This window comes from Paraconexibacter antarcticus, from assembly GCF_024220175.1.
In the GTDB taxonomy this organism is placed as follows: domain Bacteria; phylum Actinomycetota; class Thermoleophilia; order Solirubrobacterales; family Solirubrobacteraceae; genus Paraconexibacter; species Paraconexibacter antarcticus.
Map to the genome: position 1 here is coordinate 2617613 of NZ_CP098502.1, position 18814 is coordinate 2636426.

Here is an 18814-nt window from a genome sequence, read left to right on the forward strand (position 1 = left end):
TCCCCTTCTGCGTCGACGACAACCGCAACACTCCTCTTCCTAGCACAAGGTTGTCAACGAGTAATTTGACGCATTCCGACGGTTGTAGGTGACCCTGCGTGCTGGCACGGAATGTGACGGATCCGCGTTGTCGCTTGCCCGTGGCGAGGCGTATGGTCAGCGTGGCCGTGTTTACGTCCAGGGGGAGTTCGCCGTGCGTCGCAAGGTTCAGTTTTTCGCGGTGATGGCTGTCGTTGCTGCCGCGACCGTTGGCGGCGCGCTCGTTGGGATCGCTACCGGCCACTCCAACTCGTGCCACAGCGATCATTCCTGCCCGTCCGACGACCACTCGTATGTCTGGAGCGGCCTCTCCTGCACATCAGACCCCGCGCAGCGACTCCCCGAAGATCAGACGCCGATCGACTACGGCGGCGTCCACTACTACTGCCACACCGTCACCGATCAGGGGATGACACCAACCGGAACCGGAACGACGAGTACGACGACCGCCACCACGCCCCACACGACCACGACGCACACCACCGGTTCGACGCCCGTAGGATCCACCGGCGGCGGGGTCTGCGGCCTGGCTGGGGGACGGGCGACGATAAGCGACCTCGGTGACGCCGGCGCCAGACAGGTTTCCAGGACGGTCTCGTCAACAACCGTCTCGCATCTACACGAACTCCGCGCCCCGGCCGGCCTCGGCGCCGCACGAACCGCAGCCGAGCGCCGCCGCTACCACGTTCTCGGACGCATCACACAAGCCCGCCTGAGCACCGACGGCACGTGGACCCTCACCCTGTCTGACCCCGGTGACCAGGCCACGGCAACGGCGGCGTTCCCCGCCCCCGGCTGCCTCGCGCGGGCTCCCAACGCCCTGCGCGTCGCCGCCGCCCGTGCCCGTCGCGCCGTTCTGCAGGGCTGCGGCCTCAGAAGGCGACGGGGCACCGTCCACCTGCGCGGCCAGGCCGACATCACCGGCATCGGTTACTTCCGCGACCGCACCAGCCACCTCACCCTGCACCCGGCGGTCGCCTTCGCCGGACTCAACTGCCGGCGCCGGTAACCGAGGCCCGCCCGCCGACAGGTTCCGGACGCCCGTCTATCGGGTGTTGCTCATAGTAGATTCGCGCGTGCCGGCCGCCTGTGGCCCGGCGCCCCGGCCCACCGACTGTGGGTCCGTGGGCGGGGTTAATCGGCGGTCGCAGCGGCCCGGAGGAAGACGAGAGTTCGCGGGCACCGGCGACGACTCTGACGTTGTGCGGCTTGCCGCGGGACCGCATCCGGCAGCTGACGCGGTAGAGCCGCTGCTGAGCGCGGTTTGCGATCTGCAGGACGGGTCGGGCTGTCCCTGTTGGCGGTTTGCGAGCGTCGCGCCGAGCCGTGGTTCTCGGCTGTAGTGCCAGGCGGCCTCGACGAGCAGCCGGCGGGCGAGCGTCGAGCCGGTCTTCGTGATGCCGCCCTGGCGCGAGGACTCACCGGATTGGCTGAGTGATGGGGTCAGCCCAGCTACGGCGACAGCGACGTGGCGCGTTCAATGGAGTTCCCCCGGTTTCGTGGACATCTGATGGCTGAGGTTGCTCAGCCCGAGAGGATGTCTGCATATGCCCAAGGTCCCGCCGTACTCGTTGGAATTCCGCCTGGAGGCCGTTCGGCTCCTGCGGTCCAGCGGCCGCACCGTCCCGCAGCTGGCGAAGGAGCTCGGAGTCTCGGAAGGGTCGCTGCGCAGCTGGCGCGAGCAGCTTGACGCTGACGAAGGTCGCTCGGAGGGCCTGAGCACCAGCGAGCGCGAGGAGCTGCGGCGCCTGCGCAAGGAGAACCGGATCCTCGCGGAGGAGCGTGAGATCCTAAAAAAAGCAGCGGCCTTCTTCGTGGCAGAGAACAAGAACCGGTGATCGCCTTCCGGTTCGTTCTGGCGAACAAGGCCTGCCACTCGATCAGCCTGATGTGCCGTGTGCTCGCGGTCTCGCGCTCGGGCTATCACGCCTGGATCGTTCGGCCGCCGTCGGCCCGGGCCGTCGCTGACGCGGCGCTCACCGACCAGATCTCGGTCATCCACACGGACGCGCTGAAGACCTATGGCTCCCCGCGGATCCATGCCGAGCTGCGGCTGCAGCACGACGTTCTGGTCGGCCGCAAACGCGTGGAGCGGCTGATGCGCAACGCCGGCCTCTCGGGCCTGCACAAACGACGGCGCGGACGCACCACGATCCGCGTGCAGGGCGTGCGGACCGCACCCGATCTGGTGGAGCGCGACTTCAACCCGACCCGGATCAACCAGCTGTGGGTCGCCGACATCACCTACATCCGCACGTGGGAAGGGTGGCTCTACCTGGCGTCGGTGATGGACTGCTACAGCCGCCGGATCGTCGGCTGGGCGATGGCCGATCACATGCGCGCCGAGCTCGTCATCGACGCGCTGGAGATGGCCGTCGCCAGGCGCCGGCCCGACGGGCGGCCGATACATCACAGCGACCAGGGCGGGCAATACACGTCTCTGATCTTCACCCAGCGCTGCCGCAGCGTGGACATCGACATCTCGATGGGATCCAAGGGCGACTGCTACGACAACGCCGCGATGGAGAGCTTCCACGCGAGCCTGAAGAAGGACCTCATCCACCGCCGCTCGTGGCCGACCAAGACCGAGGCGCGAACAGCGGTGTTCGGCTACATCGAGACGTTCTACAACCGCCGCCGACGCCACTCCCGCCTCGGGATGCTCAGCCCCGTGGACTACGAGAACACCCCTCTACGCGATACGGGAACGGCTTTCTCCCCCTCCCCCGACCAGACCCTGTTGACTACAACAACGGCCGCTCACGCGGCCTAACCCCGACCTGTCCACCAGACCGGGGGACTTCCACTTCATTCCGAAACAGCTTCTAAGCCTCGATCCACCGTTCGCCTTGATGTGGGCCGCGTCAGCGGCCGAGTGGGTCAGCTCGGGGTGGCGGCGCGGGTGATCGAGCGCGCTGAGGGATTCGCAGTGCGGGTGGGGCCAGTTGAGGCCGTCGCGGTGGCGTGAGTTTGGGTGGTCGCGGGCAGGCCGAGGCCAGCGGTCCTGCGGCTGAACGTCGGGAGCCCCTGGTGTCAGGCGGGTGGCGGCAGCGCCCGGATCAGGTCTAGTGTTCTGATCGGTTAGTTTCGTTGCAGCGGATGGCGATGGATTCGAGGATCTCGTCGCTGCTCTTGGTCCAGGTGAACGGTTTGGGGTCCTCGTTCCAGGTCGCGACCCAGTTGGTGATGTCCATGTTCAGCTTGCGAACTGAGCGATGAGCTGAGCGCTGCAGCAGCTTGCGGGTCAGCTCGGCAAACCAGCGCTCGACGAGGTTGATCCAGCTGCTGCTGGTCGGGGTGAAGTGCAGCACGAACCGGGGGTGCGCTTTGAGCCAGCGCTGGATTGCCGGGGTCTTGTGCGTGCTGCTGTTGTCGAGGACCAGGTGCACGTCCAGGTCGGCCGGGACGGCCTTGTCGATGCGCTGAAGGAACTTCTTGAACTCGACGGCGCGGTGGCGCTGGTGCAGTGCGCTGATGACCTGCCCGCTTCTCACGTCCAGCGCGGCGTAGAGGCTTGAGGTCCCGAAGCGCTTGTAGTCGTGGGTCACGCGCTCAGGGGTCCCGGGGCGCATCGGCAGGATCGGGGCGGTGCGGTCCAGTGCCTGGATCTGGGACTTCTCATCAACGCACAGCACGACAGCTCTTTCGGGCGGGTTGAGGTAGAGGCCGACGACGTCGTGGACCTTGTCGACGAACAACGGATCCTTGGACAGCTTCCACTTCTCCTGGCGGTGCGGCTGCAACCCGTACGCGTGCCAGATCCGCAGGACCGCGTTCTGCGTCAGGCCGGCCTCCTTGGCCATCGACCGCGTCGACCAGTGCGTGGCGTCCTTGGGCGTGGACTCCAAAGTCTTGACCACCACCGCCTCCACATCCTCATCGGTGATCGTCCGCGGGCGCCCCGGACGCGGCTCATCCAGCAGCCCGTCCACGCGCCGCTCGACAAACCTGTTGCGCCACCGCGTGACCGTCGGCCGGCTCACACGCAACCGCTGCGCGATCTCCGTGTTCGTCCGCCCGGCCGCCGCCTCCAACACGATCTGTGAGCGCTGCGCCAACCCCCGGGCGCTCTTGCGGCGCCGCGCGAAGCCCTCCAGAACGGCGCGCTCCTGGTCGGTCAACACGATCTCACGGGCGGCAGCGATAGGCATGAAGTATCCATGCCCCCGCTGCAACAGAACTAATCAATCAGGACACTAGATGGTTCGTTCCACGGCGGGGGCGGAGGAGTCGGGTAGGCAGGTGACATAAGCAGGCAGGTCGAAGTCGGCGGTGCTATCTCGCCAACGCCGACCCTGGGGGCCTCGATGGACGCCGACCTCGACCTGCTGCTGATCGCTGTTTACTGCACCTGCGACGATCTCCTGCCTGCGAAGGGCAAGAACGCCAAACGGATCTTGACCGACGCGGAGGTCGTCACGTTGAGCGTGGCTCAGCAGGTACTGCGGATCAGCTCTGACGAGCAGTTCTGGGCGATGGCACCGCATCGCTTGGGGCACCTGTTCCCGCGACTGCCCAAGCGCCCGGGTTTCGTCAAACGCCGCCAGCGCCTGTCGGACAAAATCGAAGCGCTGATCCTCGAGTTCGCCCGCCACACCAACGGCTTTGACGACGACCTGCTCGTGGTCGACAGCACACCGGTCGAATGCGGTCGCTCGGTCGAAACGACGCGCCGCAGCGCCCTGGGCAACGCCGCGGAGTACGGCTACTGCGCCAGCCATTCCCGCTTCTTCTGGGGCTTCCGCCTGCACGGCCTGTTCGCGACCGACGGCACTCCACGCGCCCTTGCCCTGACCTCCCCGAAAACGGGCGAACGAGACGTCGCGCTGGACATGCTCGCCCGCTGCCACCGCAACGGCCCGGTCACCGTCATCGGCGACAAGGGCTACTCCGGCCGCGACTTCCACGCCCAAGCCTCCGCGCTCGGCGCCACGATCGTCCGCCCCCGACGCAAGGACGAGGCCGGCAAAGAGCCGCACCTGGCCCCGATCCGGCAATGCGTGGAATCGATCTTCTGGACATGCAAAGACATGCTCAACCTCGAGGACCACCGCGCCCGCGAGCTCCACACGCTCCGCACCCGCCTGGCCGCCAAGTTCCTCGCTCTCACCGCCGCGATCGCTCTCAACGAACGCCTCGGCCGCCCACCACGCAACCTCACTGCCTACTACGCCTGACCGATCCGTGGAACGAACCATCTAGGGCGGTGAGGAAGTCCTGTCGCCAGGGCCAGCGGGCGGGCATCCGCAGCAGCGTGCGGCGGCCGCTGCGGGCGAGTCGTCCGGGGACCTGAAGCAGCCGCCGGCGGAGGGTCCGCGCGGTGCGGGTGGTGGCGTCCGGGAGGGCGATCTTCTGGGTCCAGCGCAGCAGGTTGTGCGCGAGCGCGGCGATCACGGTCCAGGCGGCGTTGGCGTGGTACTTGCCCGAGGGGAAGTGCGCGAGCGCCTGATCTTTGAGGTCGCGGATCGCGAGCTCAACGACGGCGTGCTGGCGATGCTCAGCCTCGACAATCTGGAGGTCGTCGGTGCGGTTGGTCGCGAACGGGTAGTGCTCCCAACTCGGGAGCAGCTCGCCTTGCTGGGAGAGCGTCCTGACTCGGCGGATGATCATGCGGAAGTCGCCGATCGTGGTCTCGGCGATCTGCGCGACAGAGGTCTTGGGGTAGTCCTCCAAGGTCACCCAGGCGTCCTCGTCGATCGCGTCGACGAGCGCGCGAACGTGAGGCTGCATGCGGATCCCGATCGAGAACTGCCAGCCGGCCCGGTCAAGCCGCACGAACGTCTTCTTCGCCCAGAACCCCGAGTCGGTGCGCAGCAGCTTCGGGCCTGTGGCGCCGGCGCGATCAACGCGGGCGATGAGCTCCTCGCAGAAGCGGAGCATGCCGCGGGAGGTGTTCGCCGAGCCCTTCCGCAGCCGGATGTGGAGGACCTCACCGGTGTCCGCGCGGGTCGCGAGCAGTGGGTGGTAGCCGAGCTTTCGGGTGTAGCCGTAGCCCGCGCCCTGCTTCTTGTAGCCGTGGACCTCGCCGACAAACGAATCAACGTCGATCACCAGCCGCTCGTCGCCCGGGCCGGCGCCCGCGGCCCACGCGCGTTCAAGCGCGAGGCCAAGCACGCGGTCTAGCTGCCTGACGTGCCCGAACGTGAACGCCCGCAGGAACGTGCCGAGCGTTGACGGCGCCGCAACGCGATGCCCGAGTACCGCGCCGGTCTGTCCTGAGCGCAGCAGATCGCAGTCGTCGATGCAGTCCGCACCGAGGACCATCGCCGAGCACATCGTCATGACCTTGCGGCCCGGATTCGCCGCGCCAGGACGGTCGCCGAGATCCACGCACTCTTCGATGAGTTGCTCAAGCCCGAGGCGCTGCGCGAGGAGCGCGGGGAGCATCACCCCAGCGTTCGCGACCGCCCGCTCATCATCGAACACCACGACCGCCGACTCGTTCACCATGAGGGTGACCTCCTGAGCAGAGCCGCGGTCGCCGCGAACGACCGCTTTCAAGCCCTGCTTGGGAGGTCACTCCACTTCAGACCCCGGATGGATCGGTGGATCGAGGCTTAGGGGATGCGCGCGCGGCGCCGGACCGCGCTCGGTGCCGGCGCCCGCTCGGCCGCACGCTCAAGGATGGGACCGGCGGTGCCGAAGCCCCAACAAGCAGATCGTCACCTCCGGTGCGCGTCGGGACATCCCCGCAGCACCAAACCGAATGGACCACCCGTGAACTTCTCGCTCCGCCGCTCCGCGCTGTGCCTCCTGCTCGCCGCCGGCGTGGCCACGGCCGGCGCTCCCTCGAGCGCCCAGGCCGCCGGCAAGCCCACCAAGCCGTCCGCCCCGACCTGCGGGACGACGATCTACAAGAGCAGCGGCAGCGCGTGGACGTGCACCTTCGACGACGAGTTCGGCGGGACGAGCCTGGACGGGTCCAAGTGGATCGCCCAGGAGACGGCCAACAGCGGCTACACGAGCGGCCTGACCGCGTGCTTCGTGAACAGCCCGAACAACATCTCGGTGGCGAACGGCACGCTGAACCTCACCGCCCGCAAGGAGGCGGCGCCGTTAACCTGCACCGACCCCGCCGGTGACTTCACCACGCAGTACACGAGCGGGATGGTCTCGACGTACGGCCGCTTCGGGCAGGCCTACGGCCGCTTCGAGGTCCGCGCGAAGCTGCCGGCCGCCACGGTGGCCGGTCTGCAGGAGTCCTTCTGGCTGTGGCCGGTGAACCCGTACAAGTACGGCGCGTGGCCGGGCTCCGGCGAGATCGACATCGCCGAGGTCTACAGCCAGTACGCCGACCGCGCGATCCCCTACATCCACTACAACGCCGGCGCGTTCGACCCGAACGTCACCAACACCTCGTGCTTCATCTCGGACGTCGCCGCCTTCCACTCCTACGCGGTCGAGTGGACCACGAGCACGCTGAAGATCGTCTACGACGGCACCACGTGCCTCGTCGACACCTGGAACCCGGCCGCGCCGCTCATCAGCCCGCAGCCCTTCGACCAGCCGTTCATCATCGCCCTCACCCAGGCGCTCGGCATCGGCAACAACGCCTTCGACCCCGCGACCACGCCGCTCCCGGCGACGACGCAGGTCGACTACGTGCGCGTCTGGAAGTAGCAGCCTCGGCGCCCGCCGCCGGTACGACGCAACCGCGGACCGAGTTCCTGCTGCGGAACCGCGCTGCGACTCCGCGGCAGGGCGCACCGCCCGACCTGGCCGACCTCGGGGACGTGCCGGCATCGGACGCTGGCCAGCGCCCGCACTCCGCGACCGACACGCGAACCGCCCGGGCCGTTCCGGACGCCCCACCCCGAAGACCCCAACAGCGAGCACAGATTTGCACCCTTTAGCCTCGATCCACCGATCCATCCGGGGTCTGAAGTGGAGTGACCTCCCAAGCAGGGCTTGAAAGCGGTCGTTCGCGGCGACCGCGGCTCTGCTCAGGAGGTCACCCTCATGGTGAACGAGTCGGCGGTCGTGGTGTTCGATGATGAGCGGGCGGTCGCGAACGCTGGGGTGATGCTCCCCGCGCTCCTCGCGCAGCGCCTCGGGCTTGAGCAACTCATCGAAGAGTGCGTGGATCTCGGCGACCGTCCTGGCGCGGCGAATCCGGGCCGCAAGGTCATGACGATGTGCTCGGCGATGGTCCTCGGTGCGGACTGCATCGACGACTGCGATCTGCTGCGCTCAGGACAGACCGGCGCGGTACTCGGGCATCGCGTTGCGGCGCCGTCAACGCTCGGCACGTTCCTGCGGGCGTTCACGTTCGGGCACGTCAGGCAGCTAGACCGCGTGCTTGGCCTCGCGCTTGAACGCGCGTGGGCCGCGGGCGCCGGCCCGGGCGACGAGCGGCTGGTGATCGACGTTGATTCGTTTGTCGGCGAGGTCCACGGCTACAAGAAGCAGGGCGCGGGCTACGGCTACACCCGAAAGCTCGGCTACCACCCACTGCTCGCGACCCGCGCGGACACCGGTGAGGTCCTCCACATCCGGCTGCGGAAGGGCTCGGCGAACACCTCCCGCGGCATGCTCCGCTTCTGCGAGGAGCTCATCGCCCGCGTTGATCGCGCCGGCGCCACAGGCCCGAAGCTGCTGCGCACCGACTCGGGGTTCTGGGCGAAGAAGACGTTCGTGCGGCTTGACCGGGCCGGCTGGCAGTTCTCGATCGGGATCCGCATGCAGCCTCACGTTCGCGCGCTCGTCGACGCGATCGACGAGGACGCCTGGGTGACCTTGGAGGACTACCCCAAGACCTCTGTCGCGCAGATCGCCGAGACCACGATCGGCGACTTCCGCATGATCATCCGCCGAGTCAGGACGCTCTCCCAGCAAGGCGAGCTGCTCCCGAGTTGGGAGCACTACCCGTTCGCGACCAACCGCACCGACGACCTCCAGATTGTCGAGGCTGAGCATCGCCAGCACGCCGTCGTTGAGCTCGCGATCCGCGACCTCAAAGATCAGGCGCTCGCGCACTTCCCCTCGGGCAAGTACCACGCCAACGCCGCCTGGACCGTGATCGCCGCGCTCGCGCACAACCTGCTGCGCTGGACCCAGAAGATCGCCCTCCCGGACGCCACCACCCGCACCGCGCGGACCCTCCGCCGGCGGCTGCTTCAGGTCCCCGGACGACTCGCCCGCAGCGGCCGCCGCACGCTGCTGCGGATGCCCGCCCGCTGGCCCTGGCGACAGGACTTCCTCACCGCCCTAGACCTGATCCGGGCGCTGCCGCCACCCGCCTGACACCAGGGGCTCCCGACGTTCAGCCGCAGGACCGCTGGCCTCGGCCTGCCCGCGACCACCCAAACTCACGCCACCGCGACGGCCTCAACTGGCCCCACCCGCACTGCGAATCCCTCAGCGCGCTCGATCACCCGCGCCGCCACCCCGAGCTGACCCACTCGGCCGCTGACGCGGCCCACATCAAGGCGAACGGTGGATCGAGGTTTAGAGGGCGTGCCTGAACGGCCGCGGCTTCGCGCCGGGCCAGTGATCGGCTCGGCGCGAGTACTGCACCTGTTCGCGCGCGATCAGAAATCTCGTCTTTCCGCGAAGTCGCCCTGGGGTGTTTGGTCTCTGCTGCGCCTAGATGAGCATGGACTTCATCGGGAAGGTCGCCGCCAGCGACGTGGCTGCCGCGCACGCTGCGTGTCCGGTCGCCGAACGCCGCGGAGGAATGGGCTCGCGGCCGGGTCGTCAGTGCCGAAACCAGAACCGCCGATTTACCGAAAGGTTGCCGGGGGGTGTTTCGGCGCTCGCACGACTTAGTAAGTGAGGGCTTTTGTGTTGTCGCTCGGGAAGATCGCTGCTGGACCTGGTGCCGCTCGGTATTACACCGATCAGGTCGCGCGCGGCCAGGAGGACTATTACGCCGGGCAGAAGGAAGAACCCGGCCAGTGGGTCGGCGCCGGCGCCGCCGTCCTGGGGTGGGAGGGGGAGGTCGACGCGGACGTCTTCGCGCACCTGCTCGGCGGCGCGGGGCTGCGGCGGCCGCCGAAGACCGGCGGCGTGGTGGGGATCGATCTGACCTTCCGCGCTCCGAAGTCGGTCAGCGTCCTGTGGGCGGTCGGCCCCGAGGAGCTCGGCGACGAGCTCCGCACCGCGCATGTCGTGGCGGTCCAGGAGGCGTTGGGCTACCTGGAGCGGGAGGCGTGCTGGGCCCGCCGCGGAGCGGGCGGGAAGGTCCAGGTCCGCGGTGGTGGGTTCGTGGGGGCGGCGTTCATGCATCGCGCCTCCCGGGCCGGCGATCCGCTGCTGCACACCCACGTCGTCGTGGGGAATCTGACCCAAGGTCCCGACGGCCGCTGGACCGCCCTCGACGCGCGGCACCTGTATCGGCAGGCGAAGACGGCGGGCTACCTGTACCAGGCGGTGTTGCGCGCGGAGATCACGGAGCGGACCGGACTTGACTGGGCTCCGGTGGAGCATGGCGTCGCCGATCTCGTTGTAGTGCCTCGGGAGGTGGTCGAGCACTTCTCCCAGCGCCGCCGCGAGATCCTCGAGCACATGGCCGAGCACGGCGGCCGCTCCGCCGCCTCCGCCCAGGTCGCCGCGCTGGAGACCCGCCGCGCCAAAGGCGAACCACCGCTCGCCCGGCAGCGGACGGAGTGGCGCGCCCGCGCCTCAGAACACGGCCTCACCCCAGACCGGGTCGCCGACCTCGCCGGCCAGACGGCACGACGGGACGCGCCGCGGGTCCAGGCGATCAACCCGGAGGTCTTGACCGAGCAGGCGAGCACGTTCGGCCGCCCGGAACTCCTCCAAGCCCTCGCCGAGGCCCAGCCCGCCGGCGCTCGAGTCGCCGACCTCGAGCAACTCGCCGCCACCAGCCTCGACGACCGCGGGATCGTCAGGCTCCGCGACGGCATCGCTGCCGCGTCCATCACCGAGCGCCGCTACTCCACCCGCGACCTGTTGCGCATCGAGCGGGACCTCATCGACGGTGCGCTCCGGCGCCGCGGCTGCCGTGTCGCAGTCGCGCCCGCCGTGGCCATCGAGCGCGCGGGTGACGGCCGGGGACTGACCAGCGATCAGCGCGCTCTCGTCGACGGACTGTGTGGCCGGGGCGACGGCGTCGCCGTGGTCCGCGCGGCGGCCGGGACCGGGAAGACCTTCGCCCTCGACGCCGCCCGCGAGGCGTGGGAGTCCGCCGGCATCCCGGTCCGCGGGTGCGCGCTCTCGGCCCGCGCCGCGCTCGAGCTCTCCGACCAGGCCGCGATCGAGTCCGTGACGATCGCGGCGCTTCGGAACCAGCTCGACCGCGGCTGGCAGCTACCCGCGCGATCGGTCCTCGTCGTCGACGAAGCCGGGATGGTCGGCACGCGTGCACTCGCCGACCTCGCGGCAGCCGCCCAGGTCGCCGATGCCAAACTCGTCCTCGTCGGCGACGACCGCCAGCTCCCCGAGATCCAGGCCGGCGGCGCGTTCCGCGCCCTCGCCGAGCGCCTGGACGCGATCGAGCTACGCGAGGTCCGTCGTCAGGAGGCCGCGTGGGACCGCTCCGCGCTCGACGCCCTTCGGAGCGGTGAGGTCGACCGCTGGGCCCGGGCCTACCGCGAGCGCGGGCGGATCACCGTTGCGGACAATGCACGCGACACCCGGGCTGCGCTCGTCAACGACTGGTCGCAGGCCGGGGGAGACGCGCTCATGATCGCCGCACGCCGCGATGACGTCGCGGACCTCAACCATCGCGCCCGCGAGCTCCGTCAGGCCCGCGGCGACCTCGGACCAGACGAGCTGAGCTCCGGCGGTCGCCGCTGGGCCCAGCACGACCGCGTGATCGCCACCCGCAACGACCGCCAGGCCGGAATCCTCAACGGCGAGCGTGGCACCATCGTCGCCATCGACCACCAACACCGGTCACTCGACGTCGAGCTCGACAGCGGCCGGCATGTCGAGCTTGGCGACACCTACCTACGGCCCGGCCACCTCGACCACGGCTACGCCATCACCGCCCACCGCGCCCAGGGCGCCACCGTCGACCGCACGTTCGTCCTCGGCTCCGAGGAGCTCTACCGCGAATGGGGCTACACCGCGCTCTCAAGGCACCGGCGCGAGGCTCGCTTCTATGTCGCCCGACCGGACCTCGAGTCGCACCGCGACGCCCCGCCCGAGTACGACCCCGTGGTCAGCGGCATCACGCGCCTCCTCGAGCGCTCCCGCGCGCAGCAGCTCGCGCTCGACTCACTGAGCGAGGCTGGGCGGGACGCCCTGGAGGCTGAGGACCGACGGGTCCGCGCGGCGCTGCAGGCCGATCCGCCGCCCCGGAGACCGACGGTGAACGAGCGCGACCTCGCCCGGGCCGACGCGGCCGTCGAGGCGGCCGCCGCGGCCGGGCGCGAGCTCGTCGACGAGCGCGACGCACTCAGGTGGTTCGACCGCCGCCGGCACCAGACGCTCGGCCAGCGGATCGCAAGGAACGACGCCTGGCAGGCCCGTGAGCGCGAGCACCGGGACGAACTCGCCGCCGAGCACGACCGGCAGCGCGCAGCGGACGAGCAGTGGCTCGAGCGTCACGGCCCCGACACCGCCCGCCTACTCGCTGTCACTCGCGAACTCGATGACCGCAACGAGATCGAGACGACCGCCGAGCGCCGGCTCTCGGCGATCACCGAGCCCACGCCGTCGGACCGCCCACACCATGGCCCCTACCGCTGGCCGGTCAACGCGTTGCTCGATCGCGACCTCGACCCGCCGGACATCGGAATGCCCGGACGATGAGACCGCAGCTGTCGCTCGACGACCTCGACGAGCCCCGCGGCCTCACCCGCGCCGAGCTCATGACCGCCACCGAGGTCGCCGACCTTGTCGGCGTCCCGGTGTCCACGGTGCGCGAATGGGGCCGCAACGGCACCTTGCCCCGCGTGAAGCTCGGCCGCCACGTGCGCTTCATCCGCAGCCACGTCGTCCAGGTGATCCTCGACGCAGAACAGGGTGGGGGGGAGTAGCCCAGCCGCATGAGGCGACCTGTGAGGGGGTCAGCCTCGCCGTACCGGCCACTGGCCGTGCAGGCGGTAGTGCGCCAACTCATACACATCGCGGCGCCGGCTCTCGCGGGGCTGGTGCGCGATGCCCGCAGCGAGGTACTCGAGGCCGAGCCGGCCGTCGGCCAGGCGGGCGACACAGAAGAGGATGCGCCACCGCCCCGCCATGTCGGGCACGTAGACCTTCACGCAGCCGGGGAGGTCGGTGCCGGAGGCGTGCCCGGCAGCGCAGGTCCGGCGCTCGGCGGCGAGAACACCGACCTGCTCCATGCGTGACCGTGCGGCCTGGAGCACGGCACGCCCGCGGTCCGACGTCCGAGCGAGATCCGCGGTGAACAGCGCGTCGTCGAACGAGGCCGGAGCCCCCGGTCCACGAACCGGCGGCACCCGCGCTCAGCCTTCGTGGTCGGGCGGGAGCGATGCCCCGTAGGCGGCTTCGAAATCGAGCAGTTCCGCCGCCGTCGCCGGCCGGCTGCCGCGCTCGGAGTGGACGTCATCGATGGTGCGGCCCCCGGGAGCGGGCTCGACCTCGTCCAGCGCCCACGTGACCAGGCGGTAGAGCGCATCCTCGGGAATCCTCAGCCGCTCGGCGATGTCGCGCGGGCTTGCGCCGTCGACGACCAGACGTAGCGCCTCAGCTTCGACGGAGGTCAGCGAGGTGAGCCTCGACGGCTCCAGCTTTCGCATGTCGAACATCGCGAAACCAAGGCTAGCGGGCCCGCCTAACCCGTAGGCGCTGACGCACTTCGCGCGCAGATTGGTCCGCTGGATTGGTCCGCTGGCGAAAACAGCACGCTCACACCACAAACCAGGCAAAAGAAAAGCCCCGCGGTTTGCGGGGCTTTTCCAACAAGCGGCTGAAGAGACTCGAACTCTCGACCTTCTGCATGGCAAGCAGACGCTCTAGCCAACTGAGCTACAGCCGCGCTGGGAGGCGAAGTATAAGCAACGTCCGCGACGGACGCGCGCTGACCCCGTTCAGCGGTGGTGGGGGCTTGGGTCGTGGTGCCTGCCAGCCGCACCAGCGGCACGGCATCCTCCTCTGGTCGGAGGACGCGTCACCCGCGCCAGAACGCAACAAGCCGGATCCCCGCCCATCGGGGACCCGGCCGGTTCATCAAGGCGACGACCGGAATCGAACCGGTGTACACGGCTTTGCAGGCCGCTGCGTAGCCACTCCGCCACGTCGCCGAGTCGCGTCGCGGAGTGTACGTCTTCGGGCGCCGTCAGGCGGTCGCGAGGGGGGTGGGCGCGGGCGCCGCGCCGGCTCCGTCCGCTGCCTGGGCCCGATCGCGTCGCGCCCGCACGCGCACCTGCGCGCCTCGCGCGGGGACGAGCGTGATGTGGTGCATGTGCGCCGCCTCGGGCTCACCGACGGCCTCGATCTCGACCTCGCGCAGGACGGTCCGCAGGACCTCCGCCATCTCGGTGAGCGCGAACGTCGCGCCCAGGCAGCGGCGCACGCCGCCACCGAACGGGATCCACGTGTACGGCTCACCGGAGCCCTCGAGCCACCGCTCCGGCCGGAACGCCGCCGCCTCCGGGAAGTGTGCGTCGCTCTCGTGCATGAGCGCGATCGACGGGAGCAGCAGCGTGCCCTGCGGCATGTCGTACCCGGCCACGCGCGTGCGCCGCGCGAGGACGCGGGCGACGTTCTGGATGACCGGGCGGACGCGGAGCGTCTCCTTCACGACCGCGTCGACGTAGGGGTCGCGGGGGTCGTCGAGGCCGGCGCGGACCCGCGCGAGCGCCTCGGGGTGGCGCAGCAGGCGCTCGAAGGCCCAGGCGAGCCCGGTCGCCGTCGTCTCGTGCCCGGCGACGAGCAGGGTCATGAGCTCGTCGCGCACCCAGCGGTCGTCGACCGGCGTCCCCGCCTCGTCGTGGGCGTCGAGGAGCATCGAGAGCACGTCGCCGCGGTCGGCTCGGCCCGCGACGGCCCGCCGCTCGGCGATCTCCGCGAACAGCAGCTCGTCGGCGGCTTCGATCCCGGCGAGGAAGCGCTTCCAGCGGCCGACGTGGCGCAGCGCGGGGGCGACCCAGAGGAGGAAGTAGGACGGGCGGAACTCGACGGCGGCGCGCAGGGCGTCGTGGAGCCGTCGGGCGCGCTCGTCGTCCTCGACGCCGAGCACGACGCGGATGATGATCTCGAGCGTCAGCGCACGGGTGCGCTCGTGGAGGGCGAACGGCTCCCCGACCGGCCACGTCCGGACCTCGGCCTCCGTGAGCTCGCGCATCAGGCCCACCGTGCGCGCGATCCGCTCCCCGTGGAAGGCAGGCAGCTGGAGCTTGCGCTCGCGCAGGTGCTCCTCGCGGTCGAGCAGCAGCACCGAGTGCTCGCCGACGATCGGCCCGAGGAGCGTGTTGCCCTCCCCGGCGAGGAAGACGTCCGGAGAGCCGGTGAAGAGCGCCTTGACGTCGACCGGGTCCGCGAGGACGACGATCCGGCCCGCCATCGTGTCCTTGAGCGTGAACGTCCGGCCGTAGCGGCGCGCCAGGAGACGCAGCCAGCTCGGACGCGCGAGCCACAGCAATGGCGTCTGCACGAAGGCCGGCAGCGGCGGCCCCGGAGGCAGGACGTCGCCGTCGGCGAGCTGCACCTTCTGGCGCGTCATCAACGGCTTGACGAACTCGGACATCGGGGCGGCTCCAGAGGGTCGGCGGACGGCCCACCACGGTATCGGCCGCGCACATTTCGATCGCCGTTGCTACAGTTTCCGACCCCGGCGCGATTAGCTCAGCTGGGAGAGCACCGCCTCGACAAGGCGGGGGTCACTGGTTCGAGCCCAGTATCGCGCACTACAGAAACGCCCGCAAAAGCGGGCGTTTCGCGTTTCGGGACCCAAAATCGAGGTCCCAGTCCCTGCACGCAACCCAATGGTTGCATTGACGTCCAGGGAAGCCAATGGTCGGCGGGTCATGCGTGACCCGATCCTTCCGAACAGCGTTTTGGGCTGATCGACCTCCTACGACAGCAGCCCGAAGGCCGACAACGAGATCCGCGTGGTCTGCCGGGCCGGCATCCGGTCAGCGCCGACGGCGATCACGCCGTCGAGCTCCGCGCGCAAGCGCATCGGGCCTGCCCGCGACACCGCCACCCGCACCGCGCCGACCTTGACGATCGGCCCGACTCGACTCGGCCCGAGTGCCGGCCAAGCCGACCGTCCCGGTGCGTGCGCCTGACGCACCCCTGGGCACGTCCCCGGTCTATGACTGGCGTCGAAGGAGGTAGCGAGGCCGCCCTAAGTCGTTGGCATAGGGCGACCTCGCTACATGCTTCGACGCCGCGCGTTCTATCTCAACGCCGCGCCTTCGTGAAGGTTGGCGGAACCTTAGGACAAGGGTGTGACGGACAACATGCCCCACTTGCACCGATCGAGAGTCGTGGTGCCGACGTCGGTTAGCGGGGCCGCCGATGTCGTTGGCATCAGGCGGCCCCGCACCCGGAGTAACGCGCTCAACTCCGCAGGGTTCCGGTCCGCGTGCAAGCGCGTCCTGTCATTCGCGTCATCGTCCGGTCAGAACTCTACGTGAGCGGCAACTCCTTCACATCAACGCAAAGCGGACGACACGAGCACGATGGAACTTGATCGCGCTGAACGCGCGCTAAGCACGCCGCAATCCGACCTACCAGCCCCGACCCGCGCTGCGCGTTCGATCCCAGGTCGCCTCTGAAGAAGAAGACCCCGGGAGTCCGGGGGTTCTCGTTCCCGGGCTCGGGGCGGCGCCGAGGGGAGCGGGGCGTCCCGCGATCGCGCGCCTACAGCACGGCGAGCAGTCGCTCCAGATCACCCGCGTCGTTCCACGCACCGACCGAGGCACGGACGTAGGGCGTCCCGGGCAGCGGGCGGATCGTCACGCCCGCGGCGCTCGCCCGCTCGACGACGGCGGCCGCGTCGTCGACGGTCCAGCTCACGAGCGTCGACGGCCCGCGGGGCGCGACGTCGTGCCCCGCGGCCTCCAGGCGGGCCACGAGCTCGTCGCACGTCAGTTGCGCCTGCGCAAAGAGCGCGTCCCACCCGTCGCGGCCCAGGACCTCGGCGGAGGCCGCGGCCGCGGCCATCACCTCACGGGACAGCGCCGGGGCGTCGAAGGCGCGCGCGTCGTCCCAGGCCGCGGCCTCGAGCCCGTCCGCGGGGACCACGAGGTTCACGTACCCCGGGACGATGTCGTGCAGGCGCTCGCGCCAGGCGGGGTCGACCCAGAGCATCCCGGTGCCGACCGGCCCGCACATCCACTTCTGGCCGGCGGCGGCGTACGCGAAGCAGCCGAGTGAGGTGACGTCGACGTCGATCGCGCCGGCGCCCTGCGCGCCGTCGAGCAGCACGGGGATCTCGCGGCCGACGTCGGCGAGCCCCGCCGGGGCGAGGGCGCCCGTCGTCCAGTTCACGTGCGAGCAGGCGACGAGCTTCGTGCGGGCCGGGTCGACGGCCGCATCGATCTCGGCGAGGGGGGCGGTCCGCACCTCGATCCCGAGGTGCCGGCGCGCGGCGGCGAGCGGGCCGAGCAGGCCGGGGTGCTCGTCGGGGGCGGTGAGGACCTCGTCGCCGGGCTGCAGCCGCAGCGCCTCGATCATCCGCGCGAGCCCCTCGGACGTGCACGTCGTGAGCGCGACGTCGGCGGGGGAGGCTGCGCCGAGGGCCGCGGCGTAGTGGCCGCGGAGCGTCGTCGCCGCCGCGGTCGTCGCGAGGAAGTAGGGCATCCCGCGGCCCGCCTCGGCCGCCTCGAGCGCGACATCCACCGCCGCGCGCAGGCACGCCCCCGGCAACGGCCCACACGAGCCGGCGTTCAGGTACGCCGTCCGCTCGAAGACCGGAAACTGCTCACGGAAGCTCGCAGGGTCCATGGGGCCAGCGTAGTGCGGGCCCGGGTGCGGGCGTCCGGGGCGTGGGGTCGCGCCCGGCGCCGGTGAGTGACAGCTGACGCAGGACACGTCTGCGTGAGCTGTCACTCGGGAGGGAAGGGGCGACGTCGGTCAGCTCGGCGCGAGGCGGCGCCGGCCACCGGGGGCGGGGCGGCGTCGTCAGCGGCCGCAGACCGGCCACGGCGTCGCGCCGGACCGGGCGTAGAGCATCGCGGCGCGGCGGTCCTGCTCGGCCTCGGGGGCCGCGGCCGGGTCGCCGCTGCCGCCGACGGACGCCCAGGTGCCGTAGTCGAACTGGTACTTGCCGCGGAACGCGCCACCGCCGCCGATCGCCTGCGGGTTGCCGCCCGACTCGCACGCCGCGATCGCGGCGAGCTGGGCCGGGATGGCGATCGCGGGCGCGCCGGCGGTACTCCGCAGGGTCCGGATCTCGCGCAGCAGATGACGGCGCTTGGCCTTCAGCGCCGCGTTGGTGCGCCGGTCGAGGACCGTGCGGTAGCCGTGCGGCAGGTGCGAGCCACGAAGCGTCGCCGCGTGCCGCGCGGTGCGCAGGGTGCGGCGGACGACCGTGTCGTGACGCGTCTCGGCGAGGTGCGCCTGCAGGTGCGTGGCGACGACGTCGAGGCTGTCGGCCGGGGCGGTGAGGGAGACGGGGGACAGCGCGGCGGAGCCGCTCGTCTGGGCCGCGGCGGCGATCGTGGCCGGCGCGGCCAGCGCGCCGGTGAGGCCGGCGAACGCGAGCGCACGACGGGTGTTCGGGGAGAGCGTGGGCAAGAGGCGTCCTTCCTGTGGGCCCCGGTGTCGCGGAAGCGCCCGGCAGGAGCCTGGGCGCGGGACGGGTGGGGACCGGTCGGGGTCAGACGGAGCGGCGACCGTCCGGGGTGCTCACGCGTTGTCGGTGGCACCCGGGCAGACGGCGCGCACGAGGGCG

General features: G+C 70.4%; 13 protein-coding genes, 3 tRNA genes and 2 pseudogenes. 8 read left to right on the plus strand and 10 right to left on the minus strand.

What is annotated here, in order from left to right; all coding sequences use genetic code 11:
• The first annotated feature begins 88 nt into the window (after positions 1-88).
• Positions 89-1048 (plus strand): hypothetical protein, encoded by a 960-nt coding sequence (locus tag NBH00_RS12965; protein WP_254569015.1) that lies wholly within the window; start codon positions 89-91, stop codon positions 1046-1048.
• Positions 1049-1084: 36 nt separating this feature from the next.
• Here NBH00_RS12965 and NBH00_RS25695 read toward each other — a convergent pair.
• A pseudogene (locus tag NBH00_RS25695) lies at positions 1085-1489 on the minus strand (transposase); the annotation flags it as partial.
• A gap of 97 nt (positions 1490-1586) precedes the next feature.
• On the opposite strand from NBH00_RS25695, the pseudogene NBH00_RS12975 reads away from it, so the two are divergent.
• A pseudogene (locus NBH00_RS12975) lies at positions 1587-2722 on the plus strand (IS3 family transposase); the annotation flags it as partial.
• A 382-nt stretch (positions 2723-3104) separates the two neighbouring features.
• Here the strand turns inward: NBH00_RS12975 and NBH00_RS12980 are convergent.
• A complete protein-coding gene (locus NBH00_RS12980) occupies positions 3105-4190 on the minus strand; it encodes an IS630 family transposase (RefSeq protein ID WP_254569016.1) in 1086 nt (361 codons plus the stop codon).
• A gap of 156 nt (positions 4191-4346) precedes the next feature.
• Here NBH00_RS12980 and NBH00_RS12985 point away from each other — a divergent pair, with 156 nt between their 5' ends.
• Entirely contained in the window at positions 4347-5216 is an 870-nt protein-coding gene (locus tag NBH00_RS12985) for an IS982 family transposase (protein WP_254569017.1), read from the plus strand.
• On the opposite strand, the gene NBH00_RS12990 is transcribed toward NBH00_RS12985, so the two are convergent.
• A complete protein-coding gene (locus NBH00_RS12990; RefSeq protein ID WP_254569018.1) occupies positions 5197-6489 on the minus strand; it encodes an IS1380 family transposase in 1293 nt (430 codons plus the stop codon). The two genes, NBH00_RS12985 and NBH00_RS12990, sit on opposite strands and share 20 nt — an antisense overlap.
• A gap of 267 nt (positions 6490-6756) precedes the next feature.
• Here NBH00_RS12990 and NBH00_RS12995 point away from each other — a divergent pair, with 267 nt between their 5' ends.
• The 4 genes from NBH00_RS12995 (at position 6757) to NBH00_RS13010 (ending at position 12986) form a co-directional block, all read left to right on the plus strand.
• Positions 6757-7659 (plus strand): glycoside hydrolase family 16 protein, encoded by a 903-nt coding sequence (locus tag NBH00_RS12995; protein WP_254569019.1) that lies wholly within the window; start codon positions 6757-6759, stop codon positions 7657-7659.
• A gap of 339 nt (positions 7660-7998) precedes the next feature.
• Positions 7999-9282 carry an IS1380 family transposase gene (locus NBH00_RS13000; protein ID WP_254569020.1) on the plus strand — a complete coding sequence of 428 codons (1284 nt, stop codon included), beginning with the start codon at positions 7999-8001 and terminating at the stop codon, positions 9280-9282.
• 543 nt (positions 9283-9825) lie between these two features.
• Positions 9826-12759 (plus strand): MobF family relaxase, encoded by a 2934-nt coding sequence (mobF, locus tag NBH00_RS13005; RefSeq protein WP_254569021.1) that lies wholly within the window; start codon positions 9826-9828, stop codon positions 12757-12759.
• Positions 12756-12986: a helix-turn-helix domain-containing protein gene (locus NBH00_RS13010; protein WP_254569022.1), complete on the plus strand. Its 231-nt coding sequence runs from the start codon at positions 12756-12758 to the stop codon at positions 12984-12986. Before mobF ends, NBH00_RS13010 begins: the two co-directional genes overlap by 4 nt.
• A gap of 30 nt (positions 12987-13016) precedes the next feature.
• On the opposite strand, the gene NBH00_RS13015 is transcribed toward NBH00_RS13010, so the two are convergent.
• The 5 genes from NBH00_RS13015 to NBH00_RS13035 form a co-directional block, all read right to left on the minus strand.
• Positions 13017-13292, minus strand: a complete 276-nt coding sequence (locus NBH00_RS13015; protein WP_254569023.1) for a hypothetical protein — start codon at positions 13290-13292, stop codon at positions 13017-13019.
• Between the two features lie 123 nt (positions 13293-13415).
• Positions 13416-13718, minus strand: a complete 303-nt coding sequence (locus tag NBH00_RS13020) for a helix-turn-helix domain-containing protein (RefSeq protein WP_254569024.1) — start codon at positions 13716-13718, stop codon at positions 13416-13418.
• A 156-nt stretch (positions 13719-13874) separates the two neighbouring features.
• Positions 13875-13948: transfer RNA gene (locus tag NBH00_RS13025), tRNA-Gly, on the minus strand.
• 194 nt (positions 13949-14142) lie between these two features.
• Positions 14143-14213: transfer RNA gene (locus NBH00_RS13030), tRNA-Cys, on the minus strand.
• Positions 14214-14248: 35 nt separating this feature from the next.
• Positions 14249-15658, minus strand: coding sequence for a cytochrome P450 (locus NBH00_RS13035; protein WP_254569025.1), 1410 nt, complete (start codon positions 15656-15658; stop codon positions 14249-14251).
• A gap of 87 nt (positions 15659-15745) precedes the next feature.
• Here NBH00_RS13035 and NBH00_RS13040 point away from each other — a divergent pair.
• Positions 15746-15818: transfer RNA gene (locus NBH00_RS13040), tRNA-Val, on the plus strand.
• Positions 15819-16779: 961 nt separating this feature from the next.
• Here the strand turns inward: NBH00_RS13040 and NBH00_RS13045 are convergent.
• Together NBH00_RS13045 and NBH00_RS13050 are read right to left on the minus strand one after the other, a co-directional pair.
• Positions 16780-17865 carry an aminotransferase class V-fold PLP-dependent enzyme gene (locus NBH00_RS13045; RefSeq protein WP_254569026.1) on the minus strand — a complete coding sequence of 362 codons (1086 nt, stop codon included), beginning with the start codon at positions 17863-17865 and terminating at the stop codon, positions 16780-16782.
• 177 nt (positions 17866-18042) lie between these two features.
• Positions 18043-18657, minus strand: coding sequence for a transglycosylase family protein (locus tag NBH00_RS13050; RefSeq protein WP_254569027.1), 615 nt, complete (start codon positions 18655-18657; stop codon positions 18043-18045).
• Positions 18658-18814 lie beyond the last annotated feature (157 nt).

What these genes read in the sequence shown, in the direction of transcription:
- NBH00_RS12980 (WP_254569016.1), bottom strand. Translation starts at nt 4,190, where the DNA reads ATGCCTATCGCTGCCGCCCGTGAGATCGTGTTGACCGACCAGGAGCGC.
- NBH00_RS12985 (WP_254569017.1), top strand. Translation starts at nt 4,347, where the DNA reads ATGGACGCCGACCTCGACCTGCTGCTGATCGCTGTTTACTGCACCTGC.
- NBH00_RS12990 (WP_254569018.1), bottom strand. Translation starts at nt 6,489, where the DNA reads ATGGTGAACGAGTCGGCGGTCGTGGTGTTCGATGATGAGCGGGCGGTC.
- NBH00_RS13000 (WP_254569020.1), top strand. Translation starts at nt 7,999, where the DNA reads ATGGTGAACGAGTCGGCGGTCGTGGTGTTCGATGATGAGCGGGCGGTC.
- NBH00_RS13010 (WP_254569022.1), top strand. Translation starts at nt 12,756, where the DNA reads ATGAGACCGCAGCTGTCGCTCGACGACCTCGACGAGCCCCGCGGCCTC.
- NBH00_RS13015 (WP_254569023.1), bottom strand. Translation starts at nt 13,292, where the DNA reads ATGGAGCAGGTCGGTGTTCTCGCCGCCGAGCGCCGGACCTGCGCTGCC.
- NBH00_RS13020 (WP_254569024.1), bottom strand. Translation starts at nt 13,718, where the DNA reads ATGTTCGACATGCGAAAGCTGGAGCCGTCGAGGCTCACCTCGCTGACC.
- NBH00_RS13035 (WP_254569025.1), bottom strand. Translation starts at nt 15,658, where the DNA reads ATGTCCGAGTTCGTCAAGCCGTTGATGACGCGCCAGAAGGTGCAGCTC.
- NBH00_RS13045 (WP_254569026.1), bottom strand. Translation starts at nt 17,865, where the DNA reads ATGGACCCTGCGAGCTTCCGTGAGCAGTTTCCGGTCTTCGAGCGGACG.